Origin of the sequence: Arthrobacter crystallopoietes, assembly GCF_002849715.1 — a bacterium.
Lineage (GTDB): Bacteria > Actinomycetota > Actinomycetes > Actinomycetales > Micrococcaceae > Crystallibacter > Crystallibacter crystallopoietes.
The window spans coordinates 1,385,612-1,410,429 of sequence record NZ_CP018863.1 but is presented as its reverse complement, the minus strand read 5'-3'; the positions used below and the strand labels follow the sequence as shown (position 1 = coordinate 1,410,429).

Annotated in this window: 23 protein-coding genes and 1 pseudogene; 10 read left to right on the top strand and 14 right to left on the bottom strand. The window is 63.4% G+C overall.

Features of this window, described 5'->3' with window-relative positions; genetic code table 11:
- The first annotated feature begins 32 nt into the window (after positions 1–32).
- The 3 genes from AC20117_RS06750 to AC20117_RS06740 all read left to right on the top strand — a co-directional run bounded on the left by AC20117_RS06750 (position 33) and on the right by AC20117_RS06740 (position 2,174).
- The gene (locus AC20117_RS06750) at positions 33–800 is read left to right on the top strand and encodes an aldolase/citrate lyase family protein (protein ID WP_074700381.1); all 768 of its coding nucleotides are present in this window, start codon (positions 33–35) and stop codon (positions 798–800) included.
- A gap of 34 nt (positions 801–834) precedes the next feature.
- Positions 835–1,452 carry a helix-turn-helix domain-containing protein gene (locus AC20117_RS06745; RefSeq protein ID WP_158300436.1) on the top strand — a complete coding sequence of 206 codons (618 nt, stop codon included), beginning with the start codon at positions 835–837 and terminating at the stop codon, positions 1,450–1,452.
- 71 nt (positions 1,453–1,523) lie between these two features.
- Complete coding sequence (locus AC20117_RS06740; protein WP_139186772.1) at positions 1,524–2,174, top strand: maleate cis-trans isomerase family protein; 651 nt, start codon at positions 1,524–1,526, stop codon at positions 2,172–2,174.
- On the opposite strand, the gene AC20117_RS06735 is transcribed toward AC20117_RS06740, so the two are convergent.
- Positions 2,171–3,079: a polysaccharide deacetylase family protein gene (locus AC20117_RS06735; RefSeq protein ID WP_074700383.1), complete on the bottom strand. Its 909-nt coding sequence runs from the start codon at positions 3,077–3,079 to the stop codon at positions 2,171–2,173. The genes AC20117_RS06740 and AC20117_RS06735 overlap by 4 nt on opposite strands.
- A gap of 90 nt (positions 3,080–3,169) precedes the next feature.
- Here AC20117_RS06735 and AC20117_RS06730 point away from each other — a divergent pair, with 90 nt between their 5' ends.
- The 4 genes from AC20117_RS06730 to AC20117_RS06715 all read left to right on the top strand — a co-directional run bounded on the left by AC20117_RS06730 (position 3,170) and on the right by AC20117_RS06715 (position 7,419).
- Positions 3,170–4,540: an amidohydrolase family protein gene (locus AC20117_RS06730; RefSeq protein WP_074700384.1), complete on the top strand. Its 1,371-nt coding sequence runs from the start codon at positions 3,170–3,172 to the stop codon at positions 4,538–4,540.
- The gene (locus tag AC20117_RS06725) at positions 4,537–4,725 is read left to right on the top strand and encodes a hypothetical protein (protein WP_101632552.1); all 189 of its coding nucleotides are present in this window, start codon (positions 4,537–4,539) and stop codon (positions 4,723–4,725) included. Before AC20117_RS06730 ends, AC20117_RS06725 begins: the two co-directional genes overlap by 4 nt.
- Positions 4,718–6,115 (top strand): amidase, encoded by a 1,398-nt coding sequence (locus AC20117_RS06720; RefSeq protein ID WP_074700385.1) that lies wholly within the window; start codon positions 4,718–4,720, stop codon positions 6,113–6,115. Before AC20117_RS06725 ends, AC20117_RS06720 begins: the two co-directional genes overlap by 8 nt.
- A 275-nt stretch (positions 6,116–6,390) precedes the next feature.
- Entirely contained in the window at positions 6,391–7,419 is a 1,029-nt protein-coding gene (locus tag AC20117_RS06715) for a PDDEXK nuclease domain-containing protein (protein WP_101632704.1), read from the top strand.
- A 76-nt stretch (positions 7,420–7,495) separates the two neighbouring features.
- On the opposite strand, the gene AC20117_RS06710 is transcribed toward AC20117_RS06715, so the two are convergent.
- From AC20117_RS06710 to AC20117_RS06665, 10 genes are all read right to left on the bottom strand, one after another.
- Positions 7,496–7,705, bottom strand: a complete 210-nt coding sequence (locus tag AC20117_RS06710; RefSeq protein ID WP_074700386.1) for a hypothetical protein — start codon at positions 7,703–7,705, stop codon at positions 7,496–7,498.
- A gap of 256 nt (positions 7,706–7,961) precedes the next feature.
- Positions 7,962–9,422 (bottom strand): NAD-dependent succinate-semialdehyde dehydrogenase, encoded by a 1,461-nt coding sequence (locus tag AC20117_RS06705; RefSeq protein ID WP_074700387.1) that lies wholly within the window; start codon positions 9,420–9,422, stop codon positions 7,962–7,964.
- Positions 9,419–12,340, bottom strand: coding sequence for an FAD-binding and (Fe-S)-binding domain-containing protein (locus AC20117_RS06700; protein ID WP_074700388.1), 2,922 nt, complete (start codon positions 12,338–12,340; stop codon positions 9,419–9,421). The genes AC20117_RS06705 and AC20117_RS06700 overlap by 4 nt, the downstream gene beginning before the upstream one ends.
- A gap of 8 nt (positions 12,341–12,348) precedes the next feature.
- On the bottom strand, positions 12,349–13,626 hold the full coding sequence (locus AC20117_RS06695; protein WP_074700389.1) for an aspartate aminotransferase family protein: 1,278 nt from the start codon (positions 13,624–13,626) through the stop codon (positions 12,349–12,351).
- A 285-nt stretch (positions 13,627–13,911) separates the two neighbouring features.
- Positions 13,912–14,589: an HAD-IA family hydrolase gene (locus tag AC20117_RS06690; RefSeq protein WP_074700390.1), complete on the bottom strand. Its 678-nt coding sequence runs from the start codon at positions 14,587–14,589 to the stop codon at positions 13,912–13,914.
- Between the two features lie 42 nt (positions 14,590–14,631).
- The gene (locus AC20117_RS06685) at positions 14,632–15,834 is read right to left on the bottom strand and encodes an FAD-dependent oxidoreductase (RefSeq protein ID WP_074700391.1); all 1,203 of its coding nucleotides are present in this window, start codon (positions 15,832–15,834) and stop codon (positions 14,632–14,634) included.
- 111 nt (positions 15,835–15,945) lie between these two features.
- On the bottom strand, positions 15,946–16,596 hold the full coding sequence (locus tag AC20117_RS06680; protein WP_074700392.1) for an amino acid ABC transporter permease: 651 nt from the start codon (positions 16,594–16,596) through the stop codon (positions 15,946–15,948).
- A complete protein-coding gene (locus tag AC20117_RS06675) occupies positions 16,593–17,249 on the bottom strand; it encodes an amino acid ABC transporter permease (protein ID WP_074700393.1) in 657 nt (218 codons plus the stop codon). The genes AC20117_RS06680 and AC20117_RS06675 overlap by 4 nt, the downstream gene beginning before the upstream one ends.
- Complete coding sequence (locus tag AC20117_RS06670) at positions 17,246–18,013, bottom strand: amino acid ABC transporter ATP-binding protein (protein ID WP_074700394.1); 768 nt, start codon at positions 18,011–18,013, stop codon at positions 17,246–17,248. Before AC20117_RS06670 ends, AC20117_RS06675 begins: the two co-directional genes overlap by 4 nt.
- Positions 18,014–18,052: 39 nt before the next feature.
- Complete coding sequence (locus AC20117_RS06665; RefSeq protein WP_074700395.1) at positions 18,053–18,922, bottom strand: substrate-binding periplasmic protein; 870 nt, start codon at positions 18,920–18,922, stop codon at positions 18,053–18,055.
- Between the two features lie 158 nt (positions 18,923–19,080).
- Between AC20117_RS06665 and AC20117_RS24285 the strand changes: the two are divergent.
- The 3 genes and pseudogenes from AC20117_RS24285 to AC20117_RS06655 all read left to right on the top strand — a co-directional run.
- Positions 19,081–19,170: pseudogene (locus AC20117_RS24285) on the top strand (AsnC family transcriptional regulator); the annotation flags it as partial.
- A 228-nt stretch (positions 19,171–19,398) separates the two neighbouring features.
- A complete protein-coding gene (locus AC20117_RS06660; RefSeq protein WP_236777457.1) occupies positions 19,399–20,073 on the top strand; it encodes an Lrp/AsnC family transcriptional regulator in 675 nt (224 codons plus the stop codon).
- 66 nt (positions 20,074–20,139) lie between these two features.
- Entirely contained in the window at positions 20,140–21,153 is a 1,014-nt protein-coding gene (locus AC20117_RS06655; protein WP_074700397.1) for a D-2-hydroxyacid dehydrogenase, read from the top strand.
- Positions 21,154–21,760: 607 nt separating this feature from the next.
- Here the strand turns inward: AC20117_RS06655 and AC20117_RS06650 are convergent.
- Genes AC20117_RS06650 through AC20117_RS06640 form a run of 3 tightly spaced genes read right to left on the bottom strand, consistent with a single transcriptional unit; the run spans position 21,761 to position 24,699 of the window.
- Positions 21,761–23,239, bottom strand: a complete 1,479-nt coding sequence (locus AC20117_RS06650; RefSeq protein ID WP_074698505.1) for a site-specific integrase — start codon at positions 23,237–23,239, stop codon at positions 21,761–21,763.
- Positions 23,232–23,585 (bottom strand): helix-turn-helix domain-containing protein, encoded by a 354-nt coding sequence (locus AC20117_RS06645; protein ID WP_074698507.1) that lies wholly within the window; start codon positions 23,583–23,585, stop codon positions 23,232–23,234. Before AC20117_RS06645 ends, AC20117_RS06650 begins: the two co-directional genes overlap by 8 nt.
- A complete protein-coding gene (locus AC20117_RS06640) occupies positions 23,578–24,699 on the bottom strand; it encodes a tyrosine-type recombinase/integrase (protein WP_236777368.1) in 1,122 nt (373 codons plus the stop codon). Before AC20117_RS06640 ends, AC20117_RS06645 begins: the two co-directional genes overlap by 8 nt.
- Between the last annotated feature and the right edge of the window lie 119 nt (positions 24,700–24,818).

Genomic DNA, 24,818 nt, shown 5'->3' with positions numbered 1-24,818 from the left:
TCCGATGTTTTCAGTGTTTACAGGAGAGTGCCATGTCGTACAAAACCTCCAGCGCCGGTCATGGCGGCCCCGAAGGGACCCGTGCAGGCCAGGTGGGACTCATTACCTCTGATCCCGGGCCGACACTGCTCGCCCTGCTCGCGCAGACGGACGTGGACTTCCTCATCCTCGACGCGGAGCAAACCGGACTGTCCGTCCGGGACTGCGCTGCGGTCGTGCAGGGCCTGGCCGGATCCCGCGTCCAGGTGGGCGTGCGTGTTCCGAACCTGGCCCCGGAGACACTCGTTGCCTTCGCCAACACCGGAGTCAGCGAGATGGTGCTCCCACAGGTGCGAAGCGTTGCCCAACTGCAGCAGGCCTACGAAGCAACACGGTACGCGCCGGAAGGAAGGCGGCCGAGGCAGGTGTCTCCGGCCTCGGCGTTCGGCACCGATTTTTCCTGCCCGCCCCGGCTTACGGTACTTTTCGAAACGGTCGAGGCCCTTGACAAGGTGCAGGAATTTGCTGCACTGGACATTTTCGACGGCGGTTGGGTGGGCCCCACGGACTTGCAGGATGAGCTCAGGCGCCACGGCAGGACCGCTCCGGACGCACTCAACGACGCCGTGTACAAGCTGGTTAGCGCTCTGACCCAAGCCGGCCACAGCGTCGGATTGCCTGCACCGGGGTTCTCGGCCGTACCGGACGTGCTTGCCGGAGGGGCCGACAGGTGCGCAATCTACTGGGAGCGGGAATTGGCTGCTATGCTAACCGAATTTGTTGCACGTCGACCGGCCGTCCTGACGACATCTTCGATATAATAAGTGTCGGTGGAAAATGATTGAAGGAGCCCTCGTGGAAGAAACTGCCGTAAAGAGCTCCGAACAGGGCGACGTTTCGTCACGGGACTACTGGATCGTCCATCTCGGTTCCATGATCAAGAGCCATCGTGCCGGCCGGTTCACGGTCGAAGAGCTGGCCGAACGGGCCGGAGTCAGCGCGGGCCTGATAAGCCAGATCGAGCGCGGTATCGGAAACCCATCCTTCGTGACGCTGCATCGCCTGGCGAACTCCCTCGACCTGCCCTTGGCCAGCCTGTTCAACAATCCGCAGGCGGCCAAAGACCAGATGCTCGTGCGCCGGGCGGACCGGCGGCGGATCGAGATCCCTTCACAGGGGATCATCATGGAATCCCTCGTGCCAAACGGGGGCCGGAAGCTGGGGGTGGTCAACATGACTATTCCGGCCCACTTCGATGGCTCGCATGTTCCCCACTCACATGAAGGGGAAGAATGCGTCGTCGTCCAATCCGGTTCACTGGTCGCCACTGTCAGCCACCAGGAGTTCAGGCTCGAGCCAGGCGACAGCCTGACCTACGATTCGGCGCTTCCGCACTGGTGGAGCAACGAAACCGATTCCGCGGCCGTGATGGTAGCTATCTCCACCCCGCCGTCCATGGGGAGGGCCCACTGATGGCGGACGTCCCGGGTCCTTCTGCCAGAGTCGGTATTTTGGTTCCATCCTCGAATTCGAATGCCGAATCCATGACGGCGGCAATGCTGCGCGATCAAACAGATATCGGCGTCCACTACAGCCGGTTCCGATTGCCGCCGGACCTTGACCACAGCATCGACGCAAGTGTCCTGGGCGAAGCACCGGCATTGCTGCGCGAGGCCGAGGTGACGGCCATGGCTTTCCACGGGACCTCCGGGTCGTGGAAGGGCCTGGCCGGCGATCAGGAGCTGTGCGAAACCCTGACCGCGGCGACCGGCGCTCCTGCGACCACGGCTTCACTGGCAGTACTCGCAGCGCTGGAAGCCATGTCGCTAACGCGCGTAGCCGTGGTGTTCCCGGGGCCGGCCCCAATCGTTTCACTCATCCAGGCCGAGTATGCCGGGCACGGCATCGACATGCCCCGTGCGTCATATCCCGAGCGGTCCATGGGCAACCAAGAGATTTCCCGGCTCAGCCGCCAGGAGATCGAAACTCTGATGAGGCCGGCCTTCGCCGCCGATGTGGAAGCCGTCGTATGCATCGGAACGAACCTGCGCGCCGGCTACCTTGCGGCAGAGCTCGAGGCTGAATTCGAGATTCCCGTGATCGACAGCGCTGCCGCAACCCTGTGGAACCTGCTGAGGACCGCCGGAGTCCAGCACTCCATATCCGGCTGGGGGAAGCTTTTCTCGGTTCCCTAGGAGGCAGAGCCGCCCGTCGCAGAAAGCCATGCCGCCACGATGCTACTCCGCGTGGCAACCCAGGTGTCCTGCTCCAAGGCGTACGAAAGAAAGCGGTCTACAGCCGAAGCATAGGCCGGCCTGCCGATCAGCCGGGGGTGGAGCCCTACGCTCAGAACGGACGGGCCGGGCCTTGCTTCCGAAAGCAGCATGTCAAGGCTTCCGGTCAGATGACCGGCAAAGGCCGAGGCTGTAGGGAAGTGACCCAGGAGTCCGGAATCGTTCGTGTCGCCGGAATAGGGAAGGACCGGCAGTCTCGGGTTTCCCGGTCCCGTCCCCCAATGCGGCAGGTCGTCGTTGAAGCTGTTTGATTCATAGGCAAATCCTTCTTCTGCAAGGGTTTGGCGGGTCCAGGGATTGAGCCCGTCCCGGGAGTACCAGGTAGTGGGCTCCTGGCCGGTATTCGCGCGGATCGCTTCCCTGGAGGTGGTGATGAGCCGGCGCTCCTCCCCGGGATCGAGTCCCAGATGGCAGTCCCACTTGTACCCGTGATCGGCAATTTCGTGGCCGGACCGCACTAAAGCGGGACCGAGCGAGGGGTTCGCCTCGAGTGCGGCCGCGCAGCAGAACGCCGTGGCCGGCACCTGGTGCCGTTCAAGTATCCGCAGCAGCCGCCAGATGCCCGCCCGTGAACCGTACTCGAAAGCCGACTCCAAGGTCAGGTTCCGGATCCCGCCGGAAGGACCGGCAGGTACCCAATGCGCCCCAAGGTCATCAACAGCGTCTCCGTGAGCAACGCTCCGCTCGGCACCCTCTTCAACGTTGATAACCAGAGACACGGCCACCCTGGCATCCCCGGGCCACAGGAAATCAGGCGGGATTTCGCCGTAGCCCACAAAATCCCGGCTGGCCGCTTGATCCTCCATGATGACTCCCTCTCAACTTCCCGCCTACAACGAAGCATGGCTATGTTGAAGTAACTTCGATATTATGAACGTAGTGCAAAGGAGAGAGCCTTGTCCACGTTAATTTATGGCGCCACCGTCGTTGCCGGCGACACGATCATGGAACCGGGCGCCGTCCTGCTGCGCGGCGGCCGGATAGAAGCCCTGCTGGACCGCTGGGAGCAGCCCGGCGAGGCCTTCCCCGGAGAGGCAATTGACGCCCGCGGCTGCGTGGTGATGCCCGGCCTCATAAACGGCCATACCCATGGAGTAACCCCCGGCGCGCTGTTCCCGAGCGCAGCACATTCCCTGAGCAGGGACCGCTGGATGGGACACCTTGACCGGCATCTGCTGGCCGGGACAACGACAGTCCTCAGCTTGTGCGGCCTGGGTGCCATGGCTGATGTGCGGGAGGCCGATCGCCACCATGCGGTGCACGTGCGCGGCGCCACGACCCATCTGCCACTGGCACTTCAGGCAGCGCAGGCCTCCGACGGGCACGGCCTGACCCGGGCTGCCCGGGAACTCAGCGTGGAGCGCATGCTTGAAGACGGTGCTGTCGCTATCGGGGAACTCGGCGGGGGGCAGACCTTGGGCGGCGGCGGACAGGACCTGATATACATCCCGGAAGCAATCGCGAAACGCACGGGCATACGTGTATCCAGTTCACAGGCCCGACGGCTTAAGGAAGCCGTCCTCGGACGTTTCATCCAGACGGGAGCACTTGATGAAAGACGTCTTTCCGACCTGGCAGGGGAGACCGGACTGGCCGGCGCACTGCCTCTCGGGGAGCTGGCTGCACTCATAGCCGACACGGTCTTGCCCTCTATGGAACCTGCCCTGGGCGCGATCCGGGACGGGGTTCGAACAGCCTTGAAGCTCGGCGTTCCTGCTATCGTCCACAGCGCTTCCGCAACGGCCAACGTCATGCGTGAGCTAATGGATGAAACCCCGTCGAAGGGGGCGCAACTGATCGCGGCCCATGCCAACCACCCATCGCATACACCGCAGGAGGCCTACGAGCTCGCAATGCGAGGCAAGGACAAAGGCTGGGCCGCTGAAGCCTGCGTCTTCGACCTCTTGCACCGTCGGCACACTGTCCAGACACGTGAACACTGGGACCGGCTGCTTTCCGAACCTGATCTGGTCTCCGTCCTGGCCACCGACTACGGAAAGGACGGAGAGCATGACGAGCTGATCTCTGCTGTTCAGGACGTCTTTAACCAAGGTCACCGGTCACTCGCCGGAGCAGTAGCCATGGCAACAACCGAAGTCGCCAGACTGATCCCGGGAATCGCTCCGGACTGCAGTAAACTACGCGCCGGCGGGGCAGCCGACATCGTCGTCGCCAGTGCCGCTGACTTCAGGGACGTGAAGTTTGTATTTGTCGACGGACAATGTGTGGTGCGCAACGGCGAGCTGACAGAGGAGGCCCACCGTTGAGTAAACGATTGGACCCGGGCCAGTACGAAAAAATCCAGCAGTTGGTAGGGGCATCAGTGGCGGCTGAGGACCGCGCCGCGCTGGAACGCTCCTACCAGGACTACCGCAGCGCCATGGACCAGCTCAGGGACCGGTTTGAGCGAGCCCAACGTACCGCAGCCGCAAGGGAGCCTCGCCATGAATGAACCGTGGGAACTAACCATAACGGACGCCGCGGTCCTGATCAGCAGCCGTAAACTGGGCGCAGTCGAGCTCCTGGATTCCGTTCTTCAGCGGCTGGATAAAACGGAGAGCTATGCACAGGCGTGGGCCTATGTGGACGACAGCGGTGCCCGCGAGGCAGCCGGCGCAGCAGACAGACTAAGCCTCGCAGGCGGGTCCTTGGGGCCTCTGCACGGCATTCCTCTGGGCATCAAGGACGTCATCGACGTTCGCAACATGCCAACAGAGGCAGGTTCCGGGGCGCTGCTCGGGAATATCGCACGATCCGACGCCGGAGCCGTACGCCAACTCCGTCACAGCGGTGCCGTCATCCTGGGAAAAACCAGGACACACGAGTTCGCGTTCGGGCAGGGCACGCCTCCCTCCCGTAATCCACGGGATCCCGAAAGATACGCCGGTGGCTCCAGCATCGGCTCCGGTGTCGCCGTGGCGGTAGGCAGCACTCCGGGCGCAGTCGGTACGGACACGGGCGGATCGGTACGGAACCCCGCCTCCATAAACGGTCTGGTCGGGATCAAGCCTTCCTCCGGTCTGATTTCAGGATCAGGCCTGCTCAATGTCAGCCACACGCTGGATCAGATCGGCCCGATCGCCCGCACCGTAACCGACGCTGCCAACCTCTTCGAATGCATGGCCGGACCAGAAAAAGTATCCCGGCTCCGGAAAAAATTCCCACATTCCGCAGGGCCTGCCATTCGACTCGGTATCGACCGGAGAATCTGGGATGACTGGGCAGTCACCCAACAGGTCAAGACCGTTCTGGAACGCGCTATCGATGACCTTCAAGAACTTGGCATCGACGTCATCGACCTACCACTGCCGCAGCTTTCCATGGCATTGCCGGCAAGCTTGGCAATATCCCTCTCCGAGGCGGCCGAGCACCATCGCACACGGCTGGAAAAAGCATCGGCGCATTATCTGCCGGGCACTCGAATCATGCTAGAGACCGGCTCGTTGATCCCATCAGCGGATGTCCAACTGGCGCGAGAGGTGCAGGAATACCTTCGATCCCTGATCTCCGGGACGATGGAAGAGGCCGGAGTTGGCGCACTTATTTCTCCCACCCTGCCTGCCGTCGCACCGGTGGAATCGAATATGGACCATGCCCTAACGGGCGAAGCAGGAAACAACTCGCTGTCCTCGGCGCTGCAGATGCTAACAACCGCGAATCTAACAGGCATGCCGGCATTGAGCCTTCCTTGTGGCTTCGCCCAAGGGCAACCGGTAGGCATGCACCTGATGGGCCCCATCTTCTCCGAATACACCTTGTTCTCGATCGCCAACGCTTACGAGACTGCCACCGAATGGAATAGACATGTACCCGTACGCAATCTTCCCGTACTCACCGGATGATCCATATGCAGTCGCTTGGAACATTGCCCGCTGAATCCAAGCATTCGCGCGAGGAAACGCCTCCTGACTAGGCGTTTTGTTTCGCCGATAAAGGTACCTTTCGTCAGCTAACCTGCGGTCCGCTTAGACACGTGTGAGAGCCTTTGTCTTTGCACTTCATCTCTCAACCGTCGGCAACAAATGCAACTGCTGATGGATTTGTGTTTATCCTGGTTGCCGGACATCCCTGTATACGTGGGGGGGACCGGCCCTAGCTGTTGGATAGGGTAGTGGTCATGGCTGGCCGTGAGATTGCCCTTCCCGACGATTATCAGGATCTGTTGAAGGTTCTGAAGGACAGGGTGCGCAATTCGCGGGCGCAGGCCTTGCGCACAGTGAATACGCAGCTGATCGCGCTGTACTGGTCGATCGGCCGGGACATTCTGCAGCGTCAGGATGTTGAAGGCTGGGGGAGTGGCATCATCGCCCGTCTCGCCGAGGACCTTCGAGCCGAGTTTCCGGAAATGAAGGGCCTGTCCCGAAGCAATCTCTTCTATATGCGGGGCTTTGCTGCCGGCTGGCCGGAGCCAATTGTCCAACAGCCTGTTGGACAATTGCCGTGGGGCCACATCACCGTGCTGCTGGACAAGCTCGAGACGGCCGAATCGAGAAACTGGTACGCCGCAGCGGCCGTGGAGTACGGGTGGTCGCGGAACATACTGCTAAACATGATCATGGGCGAGGCCATGGAACGCACTGGATCCGCGCCCTCGAATTTCGCGCAGGTGCTGCCGGCACCGGGGTCCGAGCTGGCGCAGCAGGCAGCAAAGGACCCGTACAACTTTGAGTTCCTGGGCCTGACCGGTGAAGTCGCCGAGCGGGACCTCGAGCAGCGGCTGACCGACCGGATCGTGGAGACCCTGCGTGAGCTTGGACCGGGATTCGCGTTTGTCGGACGGCAAGTGCATCTGGAGGTCAGCGGTGATGACTTCTATATCGACCTGCTGTTCTTCCACGTCGAGCAGCTGCGGTACTACGTCTTCGAGCTGAAGACGGGCCGGTTTCAGCCCGAGTACGCCGGCAAGCTGAACTTCTACGTCGCCGTCGTCGACGACGTGATGAAGCGCGAGTTCCACAACGAGACAGTTGGGATCCTAATCTGCGGCAGCAAAAACGACCACACGGTCCGCTACAGCCTGGGCCGGTCGACCTCGCCGATGGCCGTTTCCGCGTATACGTACGAGCAGCTGCCTGCCGAGGACAAAGCCCTCCTGCCCGGCGAAGACCAGCTCACGGCGGCGCTGGACGGGCTGCCAGCCGACTAGTAGCGGCTTTCGGTAAAACAGGGGTCTGGGACAACGACGGCGAGGGCTGGGAACGTGCCGCCGTTGTCCCTGTCACTTAGGGGTAGAGGCCTCGCATCTGGTGGGTTTCGGACACCTTTCGCATCGCGGTGACTGTGGCTGCCTCACGCAGGCCGAGCCCGCGCTGGTTTGCTGTTTCAACGACGCCGTTCCAGGTCTGGAGCATGCGTTGTTCCAGGCAATCGTCGACTTCCTTCGGGCTCCACCGGTAGGCGTTTGACCCTTGGACGCACTCGAAGTGGACCACTTCATGGCATTGGCAAGAATGTTCGGAACCTCAAGCTTTCCTGCCTGAAAAAATGCCCGATGTACTCGGGATGATCGCTCTGGCCGTGTTTGACCGGAAGCCGTGGTCGGATCCGGCCTGTGGGATTCCACCCAGTTTCGTGGCGGCGGCCAAGCCGTGAGCGCATGGGGTTACGGGGCCCGTGCAGAGAGTTGCCCGCCGCAGCAGTTAGGGCGGTTAGCCCCCGGTGCTGGAAACCGGGTCACGGTGTACTTGGTCACTGGTGGGGGATGAAGGTGTACTTGTACTCGAGGAATTCATCGATGCCGAGTATGCCGCCTTCGCGTCCGATTCCGGACGCTTTTACGCCTCCCAGAGGCGCGGCGACGTCGGAGATGATGCCGGAGTTGATGCCGATCATCCCGATTTCCATCCGCCGGGCGACCCGGTGGGCGCGGGCGAGATCATTGGTCATCAGGTAGCCGGCCAGTCCATAGGCGGTGTCGTTGGCGAGTGCGATCGCGTCGTCTTCGTCGCTGAACGGGATGATCGGTGCGACTGGCCCGAAAATCTCTTCCTGCATGAGCCGCGCGTCGCGGGGCACGTTTGCAAGCACGGTGGGCGGGTAGAACGATCCGGTTCCGTCCGGGACGACCCCGCCGGTGCGGACGTCGGCACCGCGGGATACGGCGTCATCCACGAGAGACTGAATGCGGTCAACGCTGGCGGCGTCAATCATTGGGCCGATTTCCGTGTCCTCTTCCAGGCCGTTGCCGACACGCAGCGAAGCGAACTTCTCGGCCAGCCGGGTGGTGAGTTCGTCGGCGATGCTTTCGTGGACGAGGATGCGGTTGGCTGCAGTGCAGGCCTCGCCCATGTTACGCATCTTGGCTGCGGTGACCTCCGTGACGGCACGGTCCAGGTCGACATCATCGAAGACAATGAACGGTGCGTTGCCGCCGAGCTCGAGCGAGGTGCGGATCATGTGGTCAGAACACTGGCCGTGCAGCTTGCTGCCAACGAAGGTGGAACCGGTGAACGACAAGTGGCGTACCAATCCTTCGCTGAGCAGGGGAGCCACCAATGCGCTGGAACTGGAGGTTGTGACCACATTGATTGTGCTCGCGGGCGCCCCGGCTTCCTCGAAAAGCTTCGCGAGGAACAACATCGTCAAGGGGGTCTTCTCGGCAGGTTTAACGACGACGGCGCAGCCGGTGGCGATCGCGGGGGCGATCTTGCGGGCGCCCATTGCCAGAGGGAAGTTCCATGGCGTGATCAACAGCGACACGCCGATCGGTTCACGGGACAGGACGATTTGTCCCCTGCCGCTGGGTGATTCTGCGTGCGATCCCTGTACGCGCACCCCTTCCTGCGCGTACCACTGCAGGTAGCCGGCGGAGTATTCGATCTCTCCGCGTGCTTCGGCGAGGGGCTTGCCCATTTCCGCGGTCATGATGGCCGCGAGCTCCTCCTTCGATTCCAGCAGCAGCTTGTGCGCGGCGAGCAGGATGTCGGCGCGGGCGCGTGGGGACATCGCCGCGAAGGCCGCCTGGGCGGCGTTGGCGGCAGCAACCGCGCGGCGTCCGTCTTCCGGGCCGGCATCGGGGATGGAGGCGATGACCTCGCCGGTTGCCGGGTTCTGTACCTGGATCCGGGGCCGATCGGGAAGGTCTTCCCAGCGTCCATTGATGAAGAGTTCGGTCTTCAGCCCTGCAGGGGCCTGGGCGGTGGTGGTCATGATTGTCCTTCGGTGTGGTGGGTGGTGGTCTGAGGGTCGAGGAGTTCGGCCAGGTGCAGGCTCTTGCGTTCCGGGTCCAGCTGCCTGACCTGCATGGCGCAGCTGAAGCCGTCGGCCAGTACCGGTGTGCTTTCGGGTGTACTGGCCAGGGCAGGCGCGAGTGCCTGTTCGGCGACTTTCATGGATATGTCGTAATGGTTGGCTTCAAAGCCGAAGTTTCCCGCTACGCCGCAGCAGCCGGTGGCTTCGGTGACGTCGGCGACGCCCAAGGCTGCCAGGGCCTTGCGCTGAACAGTCGCGCCGAATGTGGAGTATTCGTGACAGTGGGTCTGTACCGTGACCGATTCGGGTACAGCCGGGGGTTGCCACCCCTCGGCAACCCATCCCTTGACCGCCTCGGCGAAGCTCTGGATACGGTGTGAGACCCGTTCTGCGGCTTCCGTGCCGAGGAGTTCGGGAGCGTCTTTCCGCAGGGCGGCGGCGCAGCTGGGTTCGACGACGACGATCGGGGCGTCCGTGCCGTCATCGAGCTTCGCTACGGTTTTAGCCATCATTTTCTTGGCCGTGTCCAGTTGCCCGGTAGATATCCAGGTGAGTCCGCAGCAGGCGTCGCTTTCGCACGAGACCTGGCGTCCGGTACCTTCGATAACCCGCGCTGCGGCACCTGCCACTTCCGGCCGGAAGCCCTTGGTGAACGAGTCGACGAACAACACCGTGTCACCGGTTCCGTTGTTGTTGCCGAAGCCTGCCAGGGCGTCGCGGAGCATCTTGCGGGACGCGAACTTGGGCATGGCACGCTTTGTGGTGAGCCCACCGGCAGCTGCCACCACCTTGGCGAGCGGGCTGGACAGAACGGCGTTGACGATGGGGCTGATGCGGGTAGTGAGTTTGAGCCAGCGCGGCAGCCAACCCAGGGAAAAATGCGACAGGGGCCTTATTTTGCCGTCGTAGTAGTGCGAAAAGAACTCGGACTTGTAGGTGGCCATGTCCACCCCGGCCGGGCAATCGTTCGAGCAGGCCTTGCAGGCCAGGCATAGATCCAGGGCCTCGCGGACGTCCTCGGACTTCCAGCCCTCGTCGATGCTTCCCGCTCCGCGCACCATGTCCTGCAGGACGCGCGAGCGGCCGCGGGTCGAGTCCTTTTCGTCCCCCGTGGCCCTGAAGCTCGGGCACATCACCCCGCCGGCATCGGACCGGCATCGGCCCACCCCGATGCACGCCTGGACGGCGTGCACCCATTTGTCGGCACCTGCGGCTGCGGCCTCAACGGGGCGGAGTTCGAAGTGGGTGCGCCATTCACGGTCCGGGACGCCCTCCAGGGCGAGGTTGGTGTCGATGGGGTCCGGGTCCGTGATGGAACCGGGGTTCATGATGCCTGCTTTGTCCCACAGGTTGCGGTAGGTCTCGAACGCGGCGATCATCGCGGGGGAGTACATGACGGGAAGGAATTCGGAGCGGGCCCGGCCGTCGCCGTGCTCGCCGGAGAGGGAGCCGCCGTGGCGGACGACCAGTTCGGCTGCGGCCTGGGTGAACTTGCGGTAGACGGCCCGGCCGTCCTCGCATCGGAGGTCGTAGGTGATGCGGATGTGCATGCAGCCGGCGCCGAAGTGCCCGTACATGATCCCCGTCAGCCCGTGGACCTCTAGCAGCCGGCGGAAGTCGGCCAGGTAGGCGGCAAGGTTTTCCGGGGCCACGGCGGAATCTTCCCAGCCTGCCTGCGATTCCCCGCCGCTGGCGGGCCGGGAGGACAGGCCGGCGCCGTCCTCGCGGACCCGCCACAGGGTGGCCCGTTGTACGAGGTCCGGGACAGCCCGGCCATCGACCAGGCGGCCGTTGGCGGCCAGCCGCTCCAGCAGCCGGTCTGCTTCCCGGGCGACCTTCTCCGGGTTCTCCCCGTCCAGGTCCACGTACAGGAACGCCTTCCCCTCGGGAAGACCGAGAACGGAGTCGGCCCCGCGGCGCAACCGCATGGTGTCGACGATGGCCTCGTCGATCCCCTCGACCGCCGCGGGGGAGAATTCGAGGATGGTTTCGATGTCCTTCGCGGCATCGACCACGTCGGCGTAGCCCAGGCAGACCAGCAGCGCGCTCGGGGCCTTGGGGACCAGCTTCATCCGGGCGCGGACCACCAGGGCACAGGTGCCCTCCGTGCCCACCAGCGCACGGGCCACGTTCAACCCGTTCTCCGGCAGGAGGTTGGCCAAATGGTAGCCGGAAACCTGCCGCTGAATCCGGCCCAACTCGGTCCGGAACGCGGCCAGGTTGTCCCCGGCCAACTGCTTGAGATCTTCGCCCAGATCGAAGGCCCGCGACACCGAATAGGCATCGGCAGGGTCCGTGGCCCGCAGACCGGTGGAGGTGGCGGTGAGCCGGGCGCCGTCCGAGGTGACGACATCGATCTCCACGACGTGGTCCGAGGTCCGGCCGTAGCGGACCGAGTGGTTTCCGCACGCGTCGTTGCCGATCGCACCGCCGATAGTGGCGCGGGTCTTCGACGATGGGTCTGGTGCGAAGGTGAGGGCCCCGCCTGTGGCATCCTCGGCTTCCCGGGTGAGGTGGGAGAGGATGACGCCCGCTTCGACGTCTGCTGTCTTGGCGCCCTCGTCAACGCTGAGGATCCGGTTCATGTGCCGGGAGAAATCCAGCACGATACCGGGGCCGATGGCGTTGCCGGCCATGGACGTCCCCCCGCCGCGCCCGATCAGCGGCGTGCCGGTTTCACGGCATGCCGTCACGACCGCAACCACGTCGTGGACACTGCGCGGGAACACCACACCCAGCGGAGGAACGCGGTAATTCGAGGCGTCGTAGGAGTACTCAGCTATCCGGTGGCCGGAGATTTCGGCGGGCACGCCCGCAGCTTCAAGCCGGGCCAGGATCGGTGCGCGCTCGGGGGCGGAAAGGACATCTTGGGTCATGGCGGTTTTTAGACTCCCGCTTTGGCGGGAACGGCACCGACGACGGCGCCAACGGCGGCCTCGAAACGTTCCAGTCCGGTGCTGATTTCGTCGGCGGTGACCACCAGGGCGGGGATCAGCCGGACAACGTTGCCGGCCGGGCCGCAGGTCAGGGACAGCAGGCCCTGCGTGGTGGTGGCCTGCTGGACCGCGGCGGCGGTCTTGGCGTCGGGGGTGCCGTCTTCGGCGGTGAACTCGATGCCCTGCATCAGGCCCAGGCCGCGGACGTTGCCGATCACCGGGAAGCGGTTCTGGATCTCCTTCAGGCCGGCCTGCAGCTGCTCGCCGCGGATGCGGGAGTTCTCCACCAGGCCTTCCTCTTCGACCACTTCGAGCGTGGCCACACCGGCCGCGGCGGAAACGGCGTTGCCGCCGTAGGTGCCGCCCTGCGAGCCGGGCCAGGCCTTGGACATGGTCTCGGTGGAAGCCGCGATGGCGGAGATGGGGAAGCCCGAGGCGATGCCCTTGGCGGTAATGAGGATGTCCGGGGTGGCGGTGGAGTACTGGTGGCCCCAGAACTTGCCCATCCGGCCCACGCCCGCCTGCACCTCGTCGAAGATCAGCTGGATGCCGTGCCGGTCGGCGCGCTCGCGCAGGCCCTCCATGAAGGCCGGGGGAGTGGGCAGGTACCCGCCGTCGCCCAGTGCCGGTTCGATCAGGAACGCGGCGGTGTCATTGGGGGCGGTGCGGGTCTGCAGCAGGTAGTCCAGCTCCTGCAGCGCGAAGGCGACGGCGGTGGCTTCGTCCCAGCCGTAGCGGTAGGCATAGGGGAAGGCGGACATGTGGACGCCGGCCATCAGCGGCGCGAAGCCGGCGGAGAACTTGGTGCCGGCCGTGGTCAGGGAGGCGGCGGCGACGGTGCGTCCGTGGAAGCCGCCCTGGAACACGACGATGTTGGGCCGGCCGGTGGCCATGCGGGCCAGGCGGATGGCGGCCTCGACGGCCTCGGAGCCGGAGTTTGCGTAGAACACGGAGTCCAGTCCCGCGGGGAGGACTTCGCCGAGCTTCTCGGTCAGCGCCAGCAGCGGCTTGTGCATCACGGTGGTGTACTGGGCATGGATGATCTTGCCGACCTGTTCGCGCGCCGCTTCCACAACCTTCGGGTGGCAGTGGCCGGTGCTGGTCACTCCGATGCCGGTAGTGAAATCCAGGTAGTCCTTGCCGTCCGTGCCGTGGATCCACGAGCCGAGGGCGTGGTCGACGACGACGGGGGTTGCTTGCTTGAGCGCGGGGCTGAGTGAAGTCATTGTTCACCTTTGTCGGATGGTAGTGCGACCAGCGCCCTCGTGACCCGGAAATGGGTGGTGGCTGAGGATGCTGACCGCGGAAGTTGTTGCGGGACTATTGGGAAGCGACGGCCTGCGGGACTGCTGCCCGCGGCAAAATCGGCCAAGGAGTTGAACGTCCCCTCCGGCTGAACATTCACGCCGGGGTGGCGGCCCGATCCCGGTAGGTCGTGCCGGCAGTTGATGTCGGGAACGGAAATGACCCCCACACCTCGAATGAGGTGCAGGGCCACTTCGCGTCGTCGCTCAGTTGTTCCAGAAGTCGGGCAGCGTGGAAAGATCCTGGATCTCGTTATACGGCTGGTAGAAATCGCTGCCCTTGAACCCGTAGCGGTTCACCCAGATGCGGCGCACGCCGTACTGCTTCGCGGGCATGATGTCGTACTCCCATCCCTGCGCGACGTGGGTGATGAGGCTTGGGTCGCGATCGATCGTCTTGAAGAGGTGCTCGAAGGCACCGGGGCGGGGCTTGTACCAGCCGGCGTCCTCGGCGGTGATCACGTAGTCGAACTCGACGCCGATCGTCTTGACGTGGTGGGGGATGAAATCGCGATCCGAATTCGAGATGATCGCCAGCTGCACGCCCTTCTCCTTGAGCTTGCGCAGCGCCTCGGGTACTTCGGGGAAGACGGGAAGCGACTTCGCCTCCTCGACGAGCTGATCGCCGTACCCGTCCTCGTAGCGGGCGCCGTGCAGCAGCATCGCGTTCTCAAGCGTCGAACGCACGAGGTCTTGATACCTGCGGTAGGGGCCCTCGGCAACGGCCTGGAAGCGCATCACGCGGAGGTTGTCGAGGAAAGTGTCATGATCGATGCCGACCTCGTCGAGGCGCTCCTGCACGATCGGTAGCGCGAGGCGATTGAGGTCGAAGTCGATCAACGTGCGGTAGCAGTCGAAAGTCGCGATCGGGGTGTTGTTACTCATTATTCCTACTCTGTCGAGGTGGTGGGACATTTTTAGGGAGGGTTACTTCTCGCCGCCGGTGGATGCGACGACGGCATTGTGGGTCGTGATGCCGCTATTGACATCGGTGATGGAGAAAACTGGTTTCGCTGCGCTGAGGAAGTCGAGGTCGAACCTGGTGCTCCCTTCGGCCACGAGATCCGCGCCGATCTCGCCGAGCGCGGGGGCAAGTTTGAAGCCGTGACCGGAGAAGCCGCCGAGCACCACTGTGTTGCTGCGGCCGGGCGCGACTGCCATGAACTCGTGCATCGAGCGGGTGTAACTCTCGATGTAGGTCTCTAGCCGCACGGGGTTCGGGTCAAGGTTTGGGAGAAGGTCGCGCAGGATCCAGGAGAACTTCTCAATTTCGGCCTGCGCCTCTTTGTGGCCGAACTTCCGTGGCACCGAGTCGGGGTCGCCCGTCGGCAGGTGGTCATTGAAGCCGAGTCCAAGCTTCACGAGCTTCTCGTCCGCGTTCGGGATGCCGTAGCAGTAGGAGGGGGAGACCCGCATGAAGGGCGGCAGGCCCCGGAGACTACCGTCGTCCTTGCCCGAGAACCACGCCGAGGTGAGGCGCCGTGTCACGATCCAGTCGCGCAGCTCGGGCACGAGTTTCGTGGTCCAACCGCCGCCGGCCACGAGCACCCGGTCGAAATCGAGGCTCTCGCCGGATTCGAGACGGAGGGTGACGCCGTCGGCCCGTTCGTCGACTGCGGCGACCGTTGTAAACTCGCGCGCCGTGGCTCCGGCCCGCACCGCCTGCTCGACGGCGACGCAGATGCTCCGCTCGGGCGAGATGACGCCGGCACCGGAATCCCAGATGCCGATGTCCCCGTCTGCGACCGAGAACTGCGGGAAGAGCGCGCGGATTTCCTCCATGCCATAGATCTCGTGCTCCAGGTCCCAATCCCGTGCGGCCTGGAGCGCGTGCTCGATCTGCGCATCCGTTGGAGCGCCGAGCAGCAGAGTGCCGATTTTGCGGCGCAGTTGTCGGCCGCCCGTCAGCTCCAGCTCTTCCCAAAGCTCGTTCGAGCGCTTCACGATCGGCATGTAGCCCATCGTGGTGAGTTCGAGGTTCCGGAACAGGCGTCCTTCTCCACCCGCCCCCGCGAGGGGGTGGCCGATGTAGCCGCTCTCAAATCCGTGCACTTCGACGCCGGCACGCTTGCTGAGACTCCATAGCACCTGTGCACCGATGGCTCCGAGGCCGACAACACCGATTTTCATGACTCTCTCATTTCTTGTGATTCCTTCCTCAGGGCAGAGCAAGGCCGGGACTTGACCCAATCCCGCGCCTTTCGGGGCACGCGGTTTGCCCCCGCTGCTGCCAGGCTGCGCTCAACGTCCCGTCTTCAGGCGTTCCTCCACGTTGGAGGCGATGCGGGATGACGCGATGCAGATCACGGCGTAAATGATGCCCGCTAGCACCAGCACGTCCAGGTATTGGAACGTCATCGCGCCGATCGAGAAGGCCTTGCTCGTGAGCTCGCCGACGCCGATGGTGTAAGCGAGCGAGCTGGACTGGAACACCATGATGAGCAGCGACATCATGGGGCCGACTACCGCCCGCATCGCCTGCGGCAGCACGACGTGGAAGAAGCCCTTCATCCGGGTGATGCCGAGGCTGGCGAACGCTTCGCGCTGCCCTGGTCCGACGTGCAGGATGCCTGCCCGGAACACCTCACTCGAGTAGGCCGAGAGGTTGAGCCCGTGGGCAACCACCATCGTCACGAAGGCGGTTAAGGTGATGCCGCCGCTCGGGAGTCCGAAGTAGAGCAGGTAAATCACCGCGAGGAGCGGGATGCCACGGAGAATCTCGATGACCACGATGAAGACCGTGCGCACGAGGCGGTTCTGGTGTGTGCTCAGCAGGCTGAACACGAGGCCTAAGGGGAGTCCGACCAGGGCGACGCATCCGGTGAGGGCAAGCGAGACGCCCAGGCCTTCAAGCAGGGCTGGCAGCCATTCGGCCCATCGTTCGAAGATCATACGGTCACCACCTTTTTGCGGACCACGCTGTCGACATAGCGCGAGAAGTACGACAGCGGGATGCCGACAAGCAGGTAGAGCACGGCCGCGATCGAGAAGACGAGCACTGCGGGGGCGCCGCGGGAGACCTCGAGCTGTGCCATGAAGATGATGTCGGCAACGCCAATGATCGACGCCTTTGCGCTGTCCTTCAGAAGGCTCACGGCGTACGAGGCCGAGGGCGGCATCGCGATATTGACCGCCTGGGGCGCGATGACACGCCAGAACTGGTGGGTCGGCGTGAGTCCGAGCGCCATGGCGGCTTCACTTTGGCCCTTATGCACGTTGTCGATGCCGGCCCGGAAGTTCTCGGCGAGGTACGCGCCAGAGATGAGGCTCAGGCCGATGAGCGCGGCAGGTAGCGGTTCGAGCGCGATTACCGGGCTGATGCCGTAGTAGATAATCAGCAGCCACACGAGAGGCGGCACACCGCGGCAGATGTCGATGATGCCGATGGCGAGCCAGCGTAATACCCACAGAGGCGACGTGCGCGCCAGCGCCAGCGGCACCGCGAGGACGCTTCCCACGACGAAGGAGACCACTGTCAGGATCACCGTAATACTAAGACCGGCTCCGATGCCCGAAAAAAGGGTCTCGATACTGATGCCGTTCATCTATCCAGCACCGCCTGCAGGAACGTCTTTGTGCGCTCATGGGTCGGGTTGGTGAACACGTGTTGGGGTGTGCCCTCCTCCAGGATGCATCCACGGTCGAGCAGTAACACCCGGTCCGCCACCCGCTCCGCGAACCGCATCTCGTGTGTTACCACAATCATCGTCATGCCGATCTCAGCAAGATCGCGCATTACCGTGAGCACTTCGTCGGCGATCTCGGGATCGAGCGCCGACGTGGGCTCGTCAAAGAGCATTATCTCGGGATCGAGGGCAAGCGCCCGGGCAATCGCGATGCGCTGCTGCTGTCCGCCTGAGCACTGCGAGGGCTTGGCAGAGGCCTTATCGGGCAGACCCACCTGCGTGAGGAGTTTCATCGCGTACTCCTCGGCCTCCTTTTTCGACCGCTTCCCATTGAGCGTCTGGGCGAGCACGATGTTCTGCAGCACGCTCAGATGCGGGAAAAGGTTGAAACTCTGGAACACCATCCCCACTCGGCGGCGCAGGTGTACCAGCTCATGTTTCGAAGGATTGAGGGGATTCTTGAAGACCTGCTCGCCGTCGAGGGTGAGGCCACCGCTGGTCGGGCGCTCAAGATAGTTGAGGCAGCGGAGGAAGGTGCTTTTGCCTGCACCGCTCGGACCAATCAGGGCGATGACCTCGCCCGCGTGCACCTCGAGAGAGATACCCTTGAGCACCTCGGTGGCGCCGTACGATTTCGAGATCGAGCCGGCGTTAAGAATGACCCGGTTTTCAGTCTTGTCCATGATGAGTTTCAGCTCCGTGGGTCAGGGCCGGGGCCAGGGTCAGGATCCGCTCGAGACGATGAACTGGGGGTCCAAACCGTACTCTTCGAACTGCGCTTTCATCTCCCCGGAATCCTGGTATTCGCCGAGCACGACGTTGACCGCGTCGCGGAGGTCGGTTTCGCCCTTCTTCACGAGCACGACCGCCAGGGCCTCCTTCTGTGTATGGGGCAGCTTGTCGGAGGTCTGCATGGTCTTCAGCGTTAGGTCCTTGTACTGGTCCTGGGTAAGGCGCCACGAATTTGCGTGGTTGTTCACGATTCCGACATCGATACGACCGGCCTTCACATCGTCGATGACGGCGACGTCGGACTGATACTCGGTGATGTTGTCGCCGTAGAGCTCGTGCAGCTGCTCGTTCCAGAGGTATCCCTGCGGGGTGCCGATCTTCTTTCCCTCCAGAGCCTCCGGCGTATCCCAGTCCTGGCCCTTGGTGACAAGGCCCATCCGGCTTTCGTACATCGGGTTGCTCACTTCGAAGAGCTCACGACGCTCATCGTTGACAGTCCAGTTGCTCGACGAGAGGTCGGCGCGGTTGTTCTGCAGGCCCTCGATGGCGCCAGCGAACGAGGTCACCTGTGCGTCGAGCTCGAGGCAGAGGTCGGCGGCGACCTTCTGGAGCAGTTCGCCCTCGATGCCGGAGAGTGTGCCGCCCTGCATGGTGACGAACGGCGGGTGCTCGACGACGAGCGCCTTGAGCTTGCCCTCGGTCATGGTCTCGACCTGGGCGACGGGGGTGCAGTTCTCATCAACGGTGGCTGCATTGCCGTTGCCGCTCGAGCAGCCGGTGGCGAGCAACGCGATGGCGGCGAGTGCGCCACCGGATGCGATGAGCTTCGAGTGCTTGCGGTCGGAGGAGACGATAGCCATGGGGGCCTCAATTCGGGTCAGGTCGTCAATGCATGTGACCCACATCAAATCAGTCCCGCCGCGTCACGTCAAGGGTTATTTTGAGGGTTACGGCAAATAAGAGGGTCGATTTTGAATGTTTCGTCCACGTAAACTGTCAGTCGTGCAAGAATGTGACCATGGAACTAGATTCATTGGACAGGTCCCTCCTGTCTGCACTCCACACGGATGGCCGTGCACCCTGGCCGAAGATCGCCTCGGACATTGGCAGGTCCGTAAGTACGGTGAGGCGACGCTACGAGTCGCTGCAGCACCGCGGGATCGTACGGGTGATCGGCCGGACCGATGTCTCTCGTCTCGGCTACGGCCCGCCGGCTATGGTGAAGTACCGGGGCCGCGACGCTCTGCGACCGGAGTTCCTCACGCACCTACAACGGCACCCCCATGTACGCTACCTTTCCGCTACGGTCGGGTCTGCACACTGCCTCGCTGAAATCGTGCCTCAGTCGCTCTCGTCGCTGCGCGAGATCCTCTCGGACATCGGCCGGGATTTCGAGGTCACCTCGGAGGAGTTTGTGGTTACGCACACCTACACCTCTGGCCAGGACTGGCTGCCCAACACCGCGAAACGTGACATCGACGTCGAAATACTCAGCCGGGAGGTCGAGCTCTCGGCCGACGAACGTAATATTCTCGGCATGCTCCTGCATGACGGGCGCGCGTCGTTCGCGTCGCTGGGAGCCGCGAGCGACAAATCCGAGAGCACTGTACGTCGTATCGTCGAGACCCTCTTTGAACAGGAGATCGTCTCGCTACGGCTGCTCGTCGAGCCACAGGTCCTGGGCTTCCAGGCGATGTTCTGGGCGCTCCTCGACATCGAGCCGTCGCGCCTGCCCGAGGCCGCGAGCAGTCTGGCTGAGAACCCCGCGACCAAGACCCTCTTCGCGACGGCGGGCAGCTGCAACCTCATCGGGCAGTTCGTGCTGCCCCGGCACACCGATACGTACGCATTTATGACCCAGGTGCTCGGCGCACTTCCCGGCGCCCGCAGCGCCGAGACGCTTCTCGAATCTGCTACTTATAAGCGCGTATGGAACCTCGTGAAGGGCGACAGCTATGGCGAGGTCGCGGGCCCTGCCTGGCTATTCGACGGGAAGTCACGAGACCGCTGAGCAGACTCGTTACTCGAAGCCGAGTTGGAGGAAAGCAGCACCATTCCGTTTGCACGGTCACAACCGATGGAGGTTCCGTTGAAACCCCGAATAATTGTCGTCCTCGCGAAGGATGCCCCGGTTCGCGACGATTTTGCGCTCATCGAGGAGGTCGCGGTGCCTGTGTATGTGCGCACCATCGAAGAACTGCGCGCTGCACGGCGGGACGCCCGTGTGATGCTGGTGTGGGACCTCGCTACGACGCTGATCCGCGACTGCGGACCGGGTGGACTCGAATGGATTCAAACGAACAGCATCGGCGTAAATGCGGTCGCAACGCCCGAAGTTGCCGCTTCAAAAGTGCTCGTTACGAACACCCGTGGGCTCTTCGAGCAACCCATGGCGGAGTTCGTGCTCGCAAGCATCCTGCTGCAAGCGAAAGACATAAGACGCTCGATCGAGAACCAGCGAAGGGGGGTGTGGGATAAGTGCTCCACACTGCGGCTGCAGGGACGCAGAGCCGCCGTGATCGGTGTGGGCGGGGTAGGGGCACGCATCGCGCTGCTGCTCAGGGCCGTCGGTATGGAGGTCGACATCGTCGGCCGAACGCCACGCATCGACGGCGGGGCGGTGGACGGTCGCGCGCTCGGACCGGTGCGGGGCATCGTCGAACTGCCGCAGCTGCTGCCGGAAATCGACGACCTCGTCCTCGCGGCACCGCTCACCGACTCGACGCGCGGCCTCATCGGCGCTCCGGAGCTCGCAGCCATGCGGCCCCACTCCCACGTGGTGAACGTGGGTCGCGGACCGCTGCTCGATGAGGATGCCCTGCTCGCAGCACTGCAATCACGACGCATCGGAGCGGCCACGCTCGATGTCTTCGAAACCGAACCTCTCAAGGCGGATCATCCATTCTGGGAGATGGAGAACGTCATTGTGTCCCCGCACCAGTCGGCCGATTTCGTGGGCTGGCAGCGCGCAGCGGTCGAGATGTTCGTGCGCAACCTTCGTCTATGGCAGCAGGGGGAGCAGCTAGAGAACGTGGTGGATCTTAGGGGGTTCGTGCTCGACGGACAGGTAGCACACTCGACGTTAGGCTGAACGGCCGCGCCGACATCACCAAGCCTGGTGCAGAGGCAGCGGCAGAGAGCGAATTTGCACGGGATCTGCAGCTTCTGATTTTCCGGTACGGGCTGCGGCTATTTACGCAGCAGGACGCTGCGCAAGGGGGGCCTTCAGAGCGGATCGACTTGACATAAGTCTGGACGCGCCGAAAAGGTCCCGAAAGGTCGCTCGGCCAAACAGTACGGCGGCTGGCGCAGCGTTTCGACCTTGGCAGCCGCTTATCGGCAGTTCCAACCGGACACGGCGGCTCACCCTGCGTTCGATTGACTGGCAACTGACAAGGTGCAGGCCTCGCGTTGCCGAAAGCGATCGTCCTGAGACGAACGAGCGAAAGCCTCAGACCCATCAAGCTCACTAAGTTCACTGATATTCACCGGATGGTCGGGTGGCAGTTCGCCCTGAACGTTGCCCACTGAATCCAAACCTTGGACGGTTCCAGTGAGGAAAACGCCTCCTGACTAGGCGTTTTGAACTGGCATGCGCGGGTATTCATGGGCCGGGAGTAGGCGATTTCCGCCGTTGCCATTAGCCCTCTTAACAGATTGCCCTCTCGAAAGTTCGGACCGTGTCGGCCGAACGCCTGTTAGACATGTGGCGCGTTTCGCCGGGAGGTTCTTGCTGCTGCGATGTATTGGGCGTAGGCGGCGGCCGAGTCAGTGGCATGGCGTTCGATGGTAACCGGGGAGTAGCCCAGTGCATCGGCAATGATGGCCACGGGCGCGAGTTTGGTGAGTTCGTGGAGAGTTCCGAGCCGTGCCGCCCGAGTGCTGAATAGTCTGCTGAGCCGCACTGTCAGGTGACCTGGGTCGATGTGGCGCCCGGGCGCGATTCCGCGGAATACCCAATTAGTGCTCGGGTGTGAGGCGGTGAGGTTGTGGCCGGGATTCTCAGCGAGTTCCCGCCACGGCAGGTCCAGCGGATCAGGCAGTGCGATCTGGATTGTCCCGAGCCGGATGGTGACCAGGTCTTCGGTGATGGTCACGTCGTCCCAAGTCAGCCGAGCGATGTTTTCGGCCTGTTGTCCGAAGACGAGGATGAGGATGGCGGCGGCCCTGTCCCGTACGTCGAGTCCGTCCAGTTGAAGTACCTTGTTCAGCGCTTCGTCCTGTCCTGTCTTGTCGAGTTTGGGACTGGTTCCGCGGCGGTGCGGGAGGATGGCGAGACCTGCCGGAGCGGCTTTGGTTTTGATGGCCCATTTGAGGAAGCGCTCGGCGATGCGCCGGGTTGTTGGCCCTTCTGCTTGCCATACGTCGAGGTGGGATTGTTGCAGCTCGGGCAGTTTGATGCCGTGGCCGGTGAGCCAGTTGAGGAGGTCGATGGCCACGGTGACTTCTTGTTTGGCGCGCAGGAAGGTTCCGCGGCTGACTTCGTCCATGTGGTTCATCCGTCGTTGGTGGTGCCAGCGGATGTAGCGGCGGATCACTTCACGGTTCTGCAGGTCACTCACGCGCTCGAGGGCTTGCGTTGCCCAGTTGTCGTAGCGCATCCGGAGTTCGTCGCGGCGGGGGAGCACCCCGTGCTCGATGAGGAGTCCTCGGACGTATTCGCGGGTGCGTGAGTCGGGCAGTCCGTCGAAGGTTTCGTGCGTGATCGCGGGTGCGACTGCGAGGTTTCGCAGGAACGCTGTTACGTGCTTTTGGCGGATCCAGGTCAGGCCGCTGTTGGCCCGTTTCATCGACTTCAGCGCCGCCGCCAGCGGGATCAGATCGTTGGCGATGGATCCCGTGGCCGGGTCGGTGAGCAGGCCATCTACGACATTGCCGAGGACGCAGGTCCAGCAGCGGCCGCCGCTGTGAAGTTCGTCCTCGGCTCCGCAGGTCCGGCAGTCGACGTTGAGTCGGATGCCCGAGCATCGACGGCACGCGGGTTGGGTGTCGATGAGGCCGGGCAGGACGCCTTCGTGTCCGCAGGCGCAGATGCCGCGGGTGCGTTTGGCTTGCTGGTAGCAGTAGCCGCAGACGCCGCCGTCGGGCCACCGTGCAACGGTTTGGTGGTGTTGGCCGCAGCGGGAGCAGGGGACCGGCCAGCGGGTCGGGTCCTCCGGCTTGCGGGGCCTACTCACCGTCCTCGGGGGTGACGAGGCGGATGCGTTTGGCGATCGGGTTACCGGGTTGGATTCCCAGGTCTTCGCTGCGCCGAGGTGCGTCGGCTGTCGCCGCGGCGCGCATCTCGACGAAGGGTTCGAACAGGTCGTTGGGGGTGCAGTCCAGGATGTCGCAAAGGGCCGCGAACGTCCTGGCCGGAATGCGTTCCGGCGTGGCCGTGACCAGCCGGTAAACCTGGCTCTCGGAAAGGTTGATTCCGCGGGATTTCAGCAGCGGCATCAGTTCGGTGGTCTTCCAGAGGTTGTGCTTGGCCATGAGGGCACGTAAGTTCCAGCGGTAGCCGATCCGGCGCTGTTCAGGCATCTGGGTCCTCCAAGGTGGTGATGCGGCGTGCGATCATCTGTTGCACGGTTTTCTGCTTGAAGTCCGACGATACCGATGTGTAGAGGCCGGTGGTCGAGGCGTACGAGTGGCCGACCTGCGTCTGCACGAAGGCCGGGTCGTAGCCGGCTTCGATCAGGTGGGTCACGTAGGAGTGTCTGAGGCAGTGCAGCCCCAGTTCCTTGGGCAACCCAACGGCGTCGCGAGCTGCTGCGAAGGCATCGCCGAAGCTGCCAAGTGACATCCGGGCGCCCCGCTCGCTTGGCCAGAGCGCCGAGGACCGGTCAGCTGTTGGGAACCGCGCCCGCATCCCGCCGGTCCAGGTACGCAGCTGATCCACGACCCAGTCGAACTCCGGCACGGTCAGAACAGTCCGCCGCCTGGGCCCGGAACCTGCCGTGCCTTTGGCAAACCTCACCTGGACGGCACCGAAGCGGCCATACTCATTCACGTGGGGATTGGGGCCGAAGTCCTCCAGATCCAGCATCGTCATCTCACGCCGGCGAAGCCCATAGGCATAACAGACTTTGAACGCCACCGAATCACGGAACAGCGGCAGCCAACGCTTGCTGCCGGCCGCGTACTCACGGTCGACGAGATCGTCAACGTGATCGAAAAGCCGTTGCAGCTCAACCTTGGTGAATGCCCGCCGCTGCGCCGGCACGGCGTCATCGGTCGTGTGCCTGGGCGTGTTCCATTCAAAGCAGATCTGGCTCGGGATATCACCAAAAGTGCGTTCGCAGAACTCACCCCATCCATAGCCAGGATGCGTCAGGTAGGCGCAGAACATCCCCACGGCATTGCTGTACGAGCGCAGCGTCTTGAGGCTGATCGGCTGCTCACCGGAACGCAGTCCGGCCAGGAACTCATCTATGTCCACCGCACGCCATTGCCACGGAAACTCACCGGTGAATTCCTGGAACCGCGCCAGCAGCTGGCAGCGCTGCTTGATGGTCTGCGTCGTGAGCCCACGGGCCAGCATCTGCGCCCGCCAGCCATCCAGCATGGCGGTGAAAACACGCTCGTCGGCCCTGAACAGCCCGACAGCCGGATCCACCAGCATCCGCGGGACAAAACCCGGAACGGCACCATTCACTGCAACCCCTAAACCATGGAAACATGCATTAGATGCAGGAAACCTACAGTGGCAAGGGATCCAGGAGCAAATTCAGGCCTAGCGTCCAGATGCGGTCGTTGCAGCAAAGGCTCGTCTGA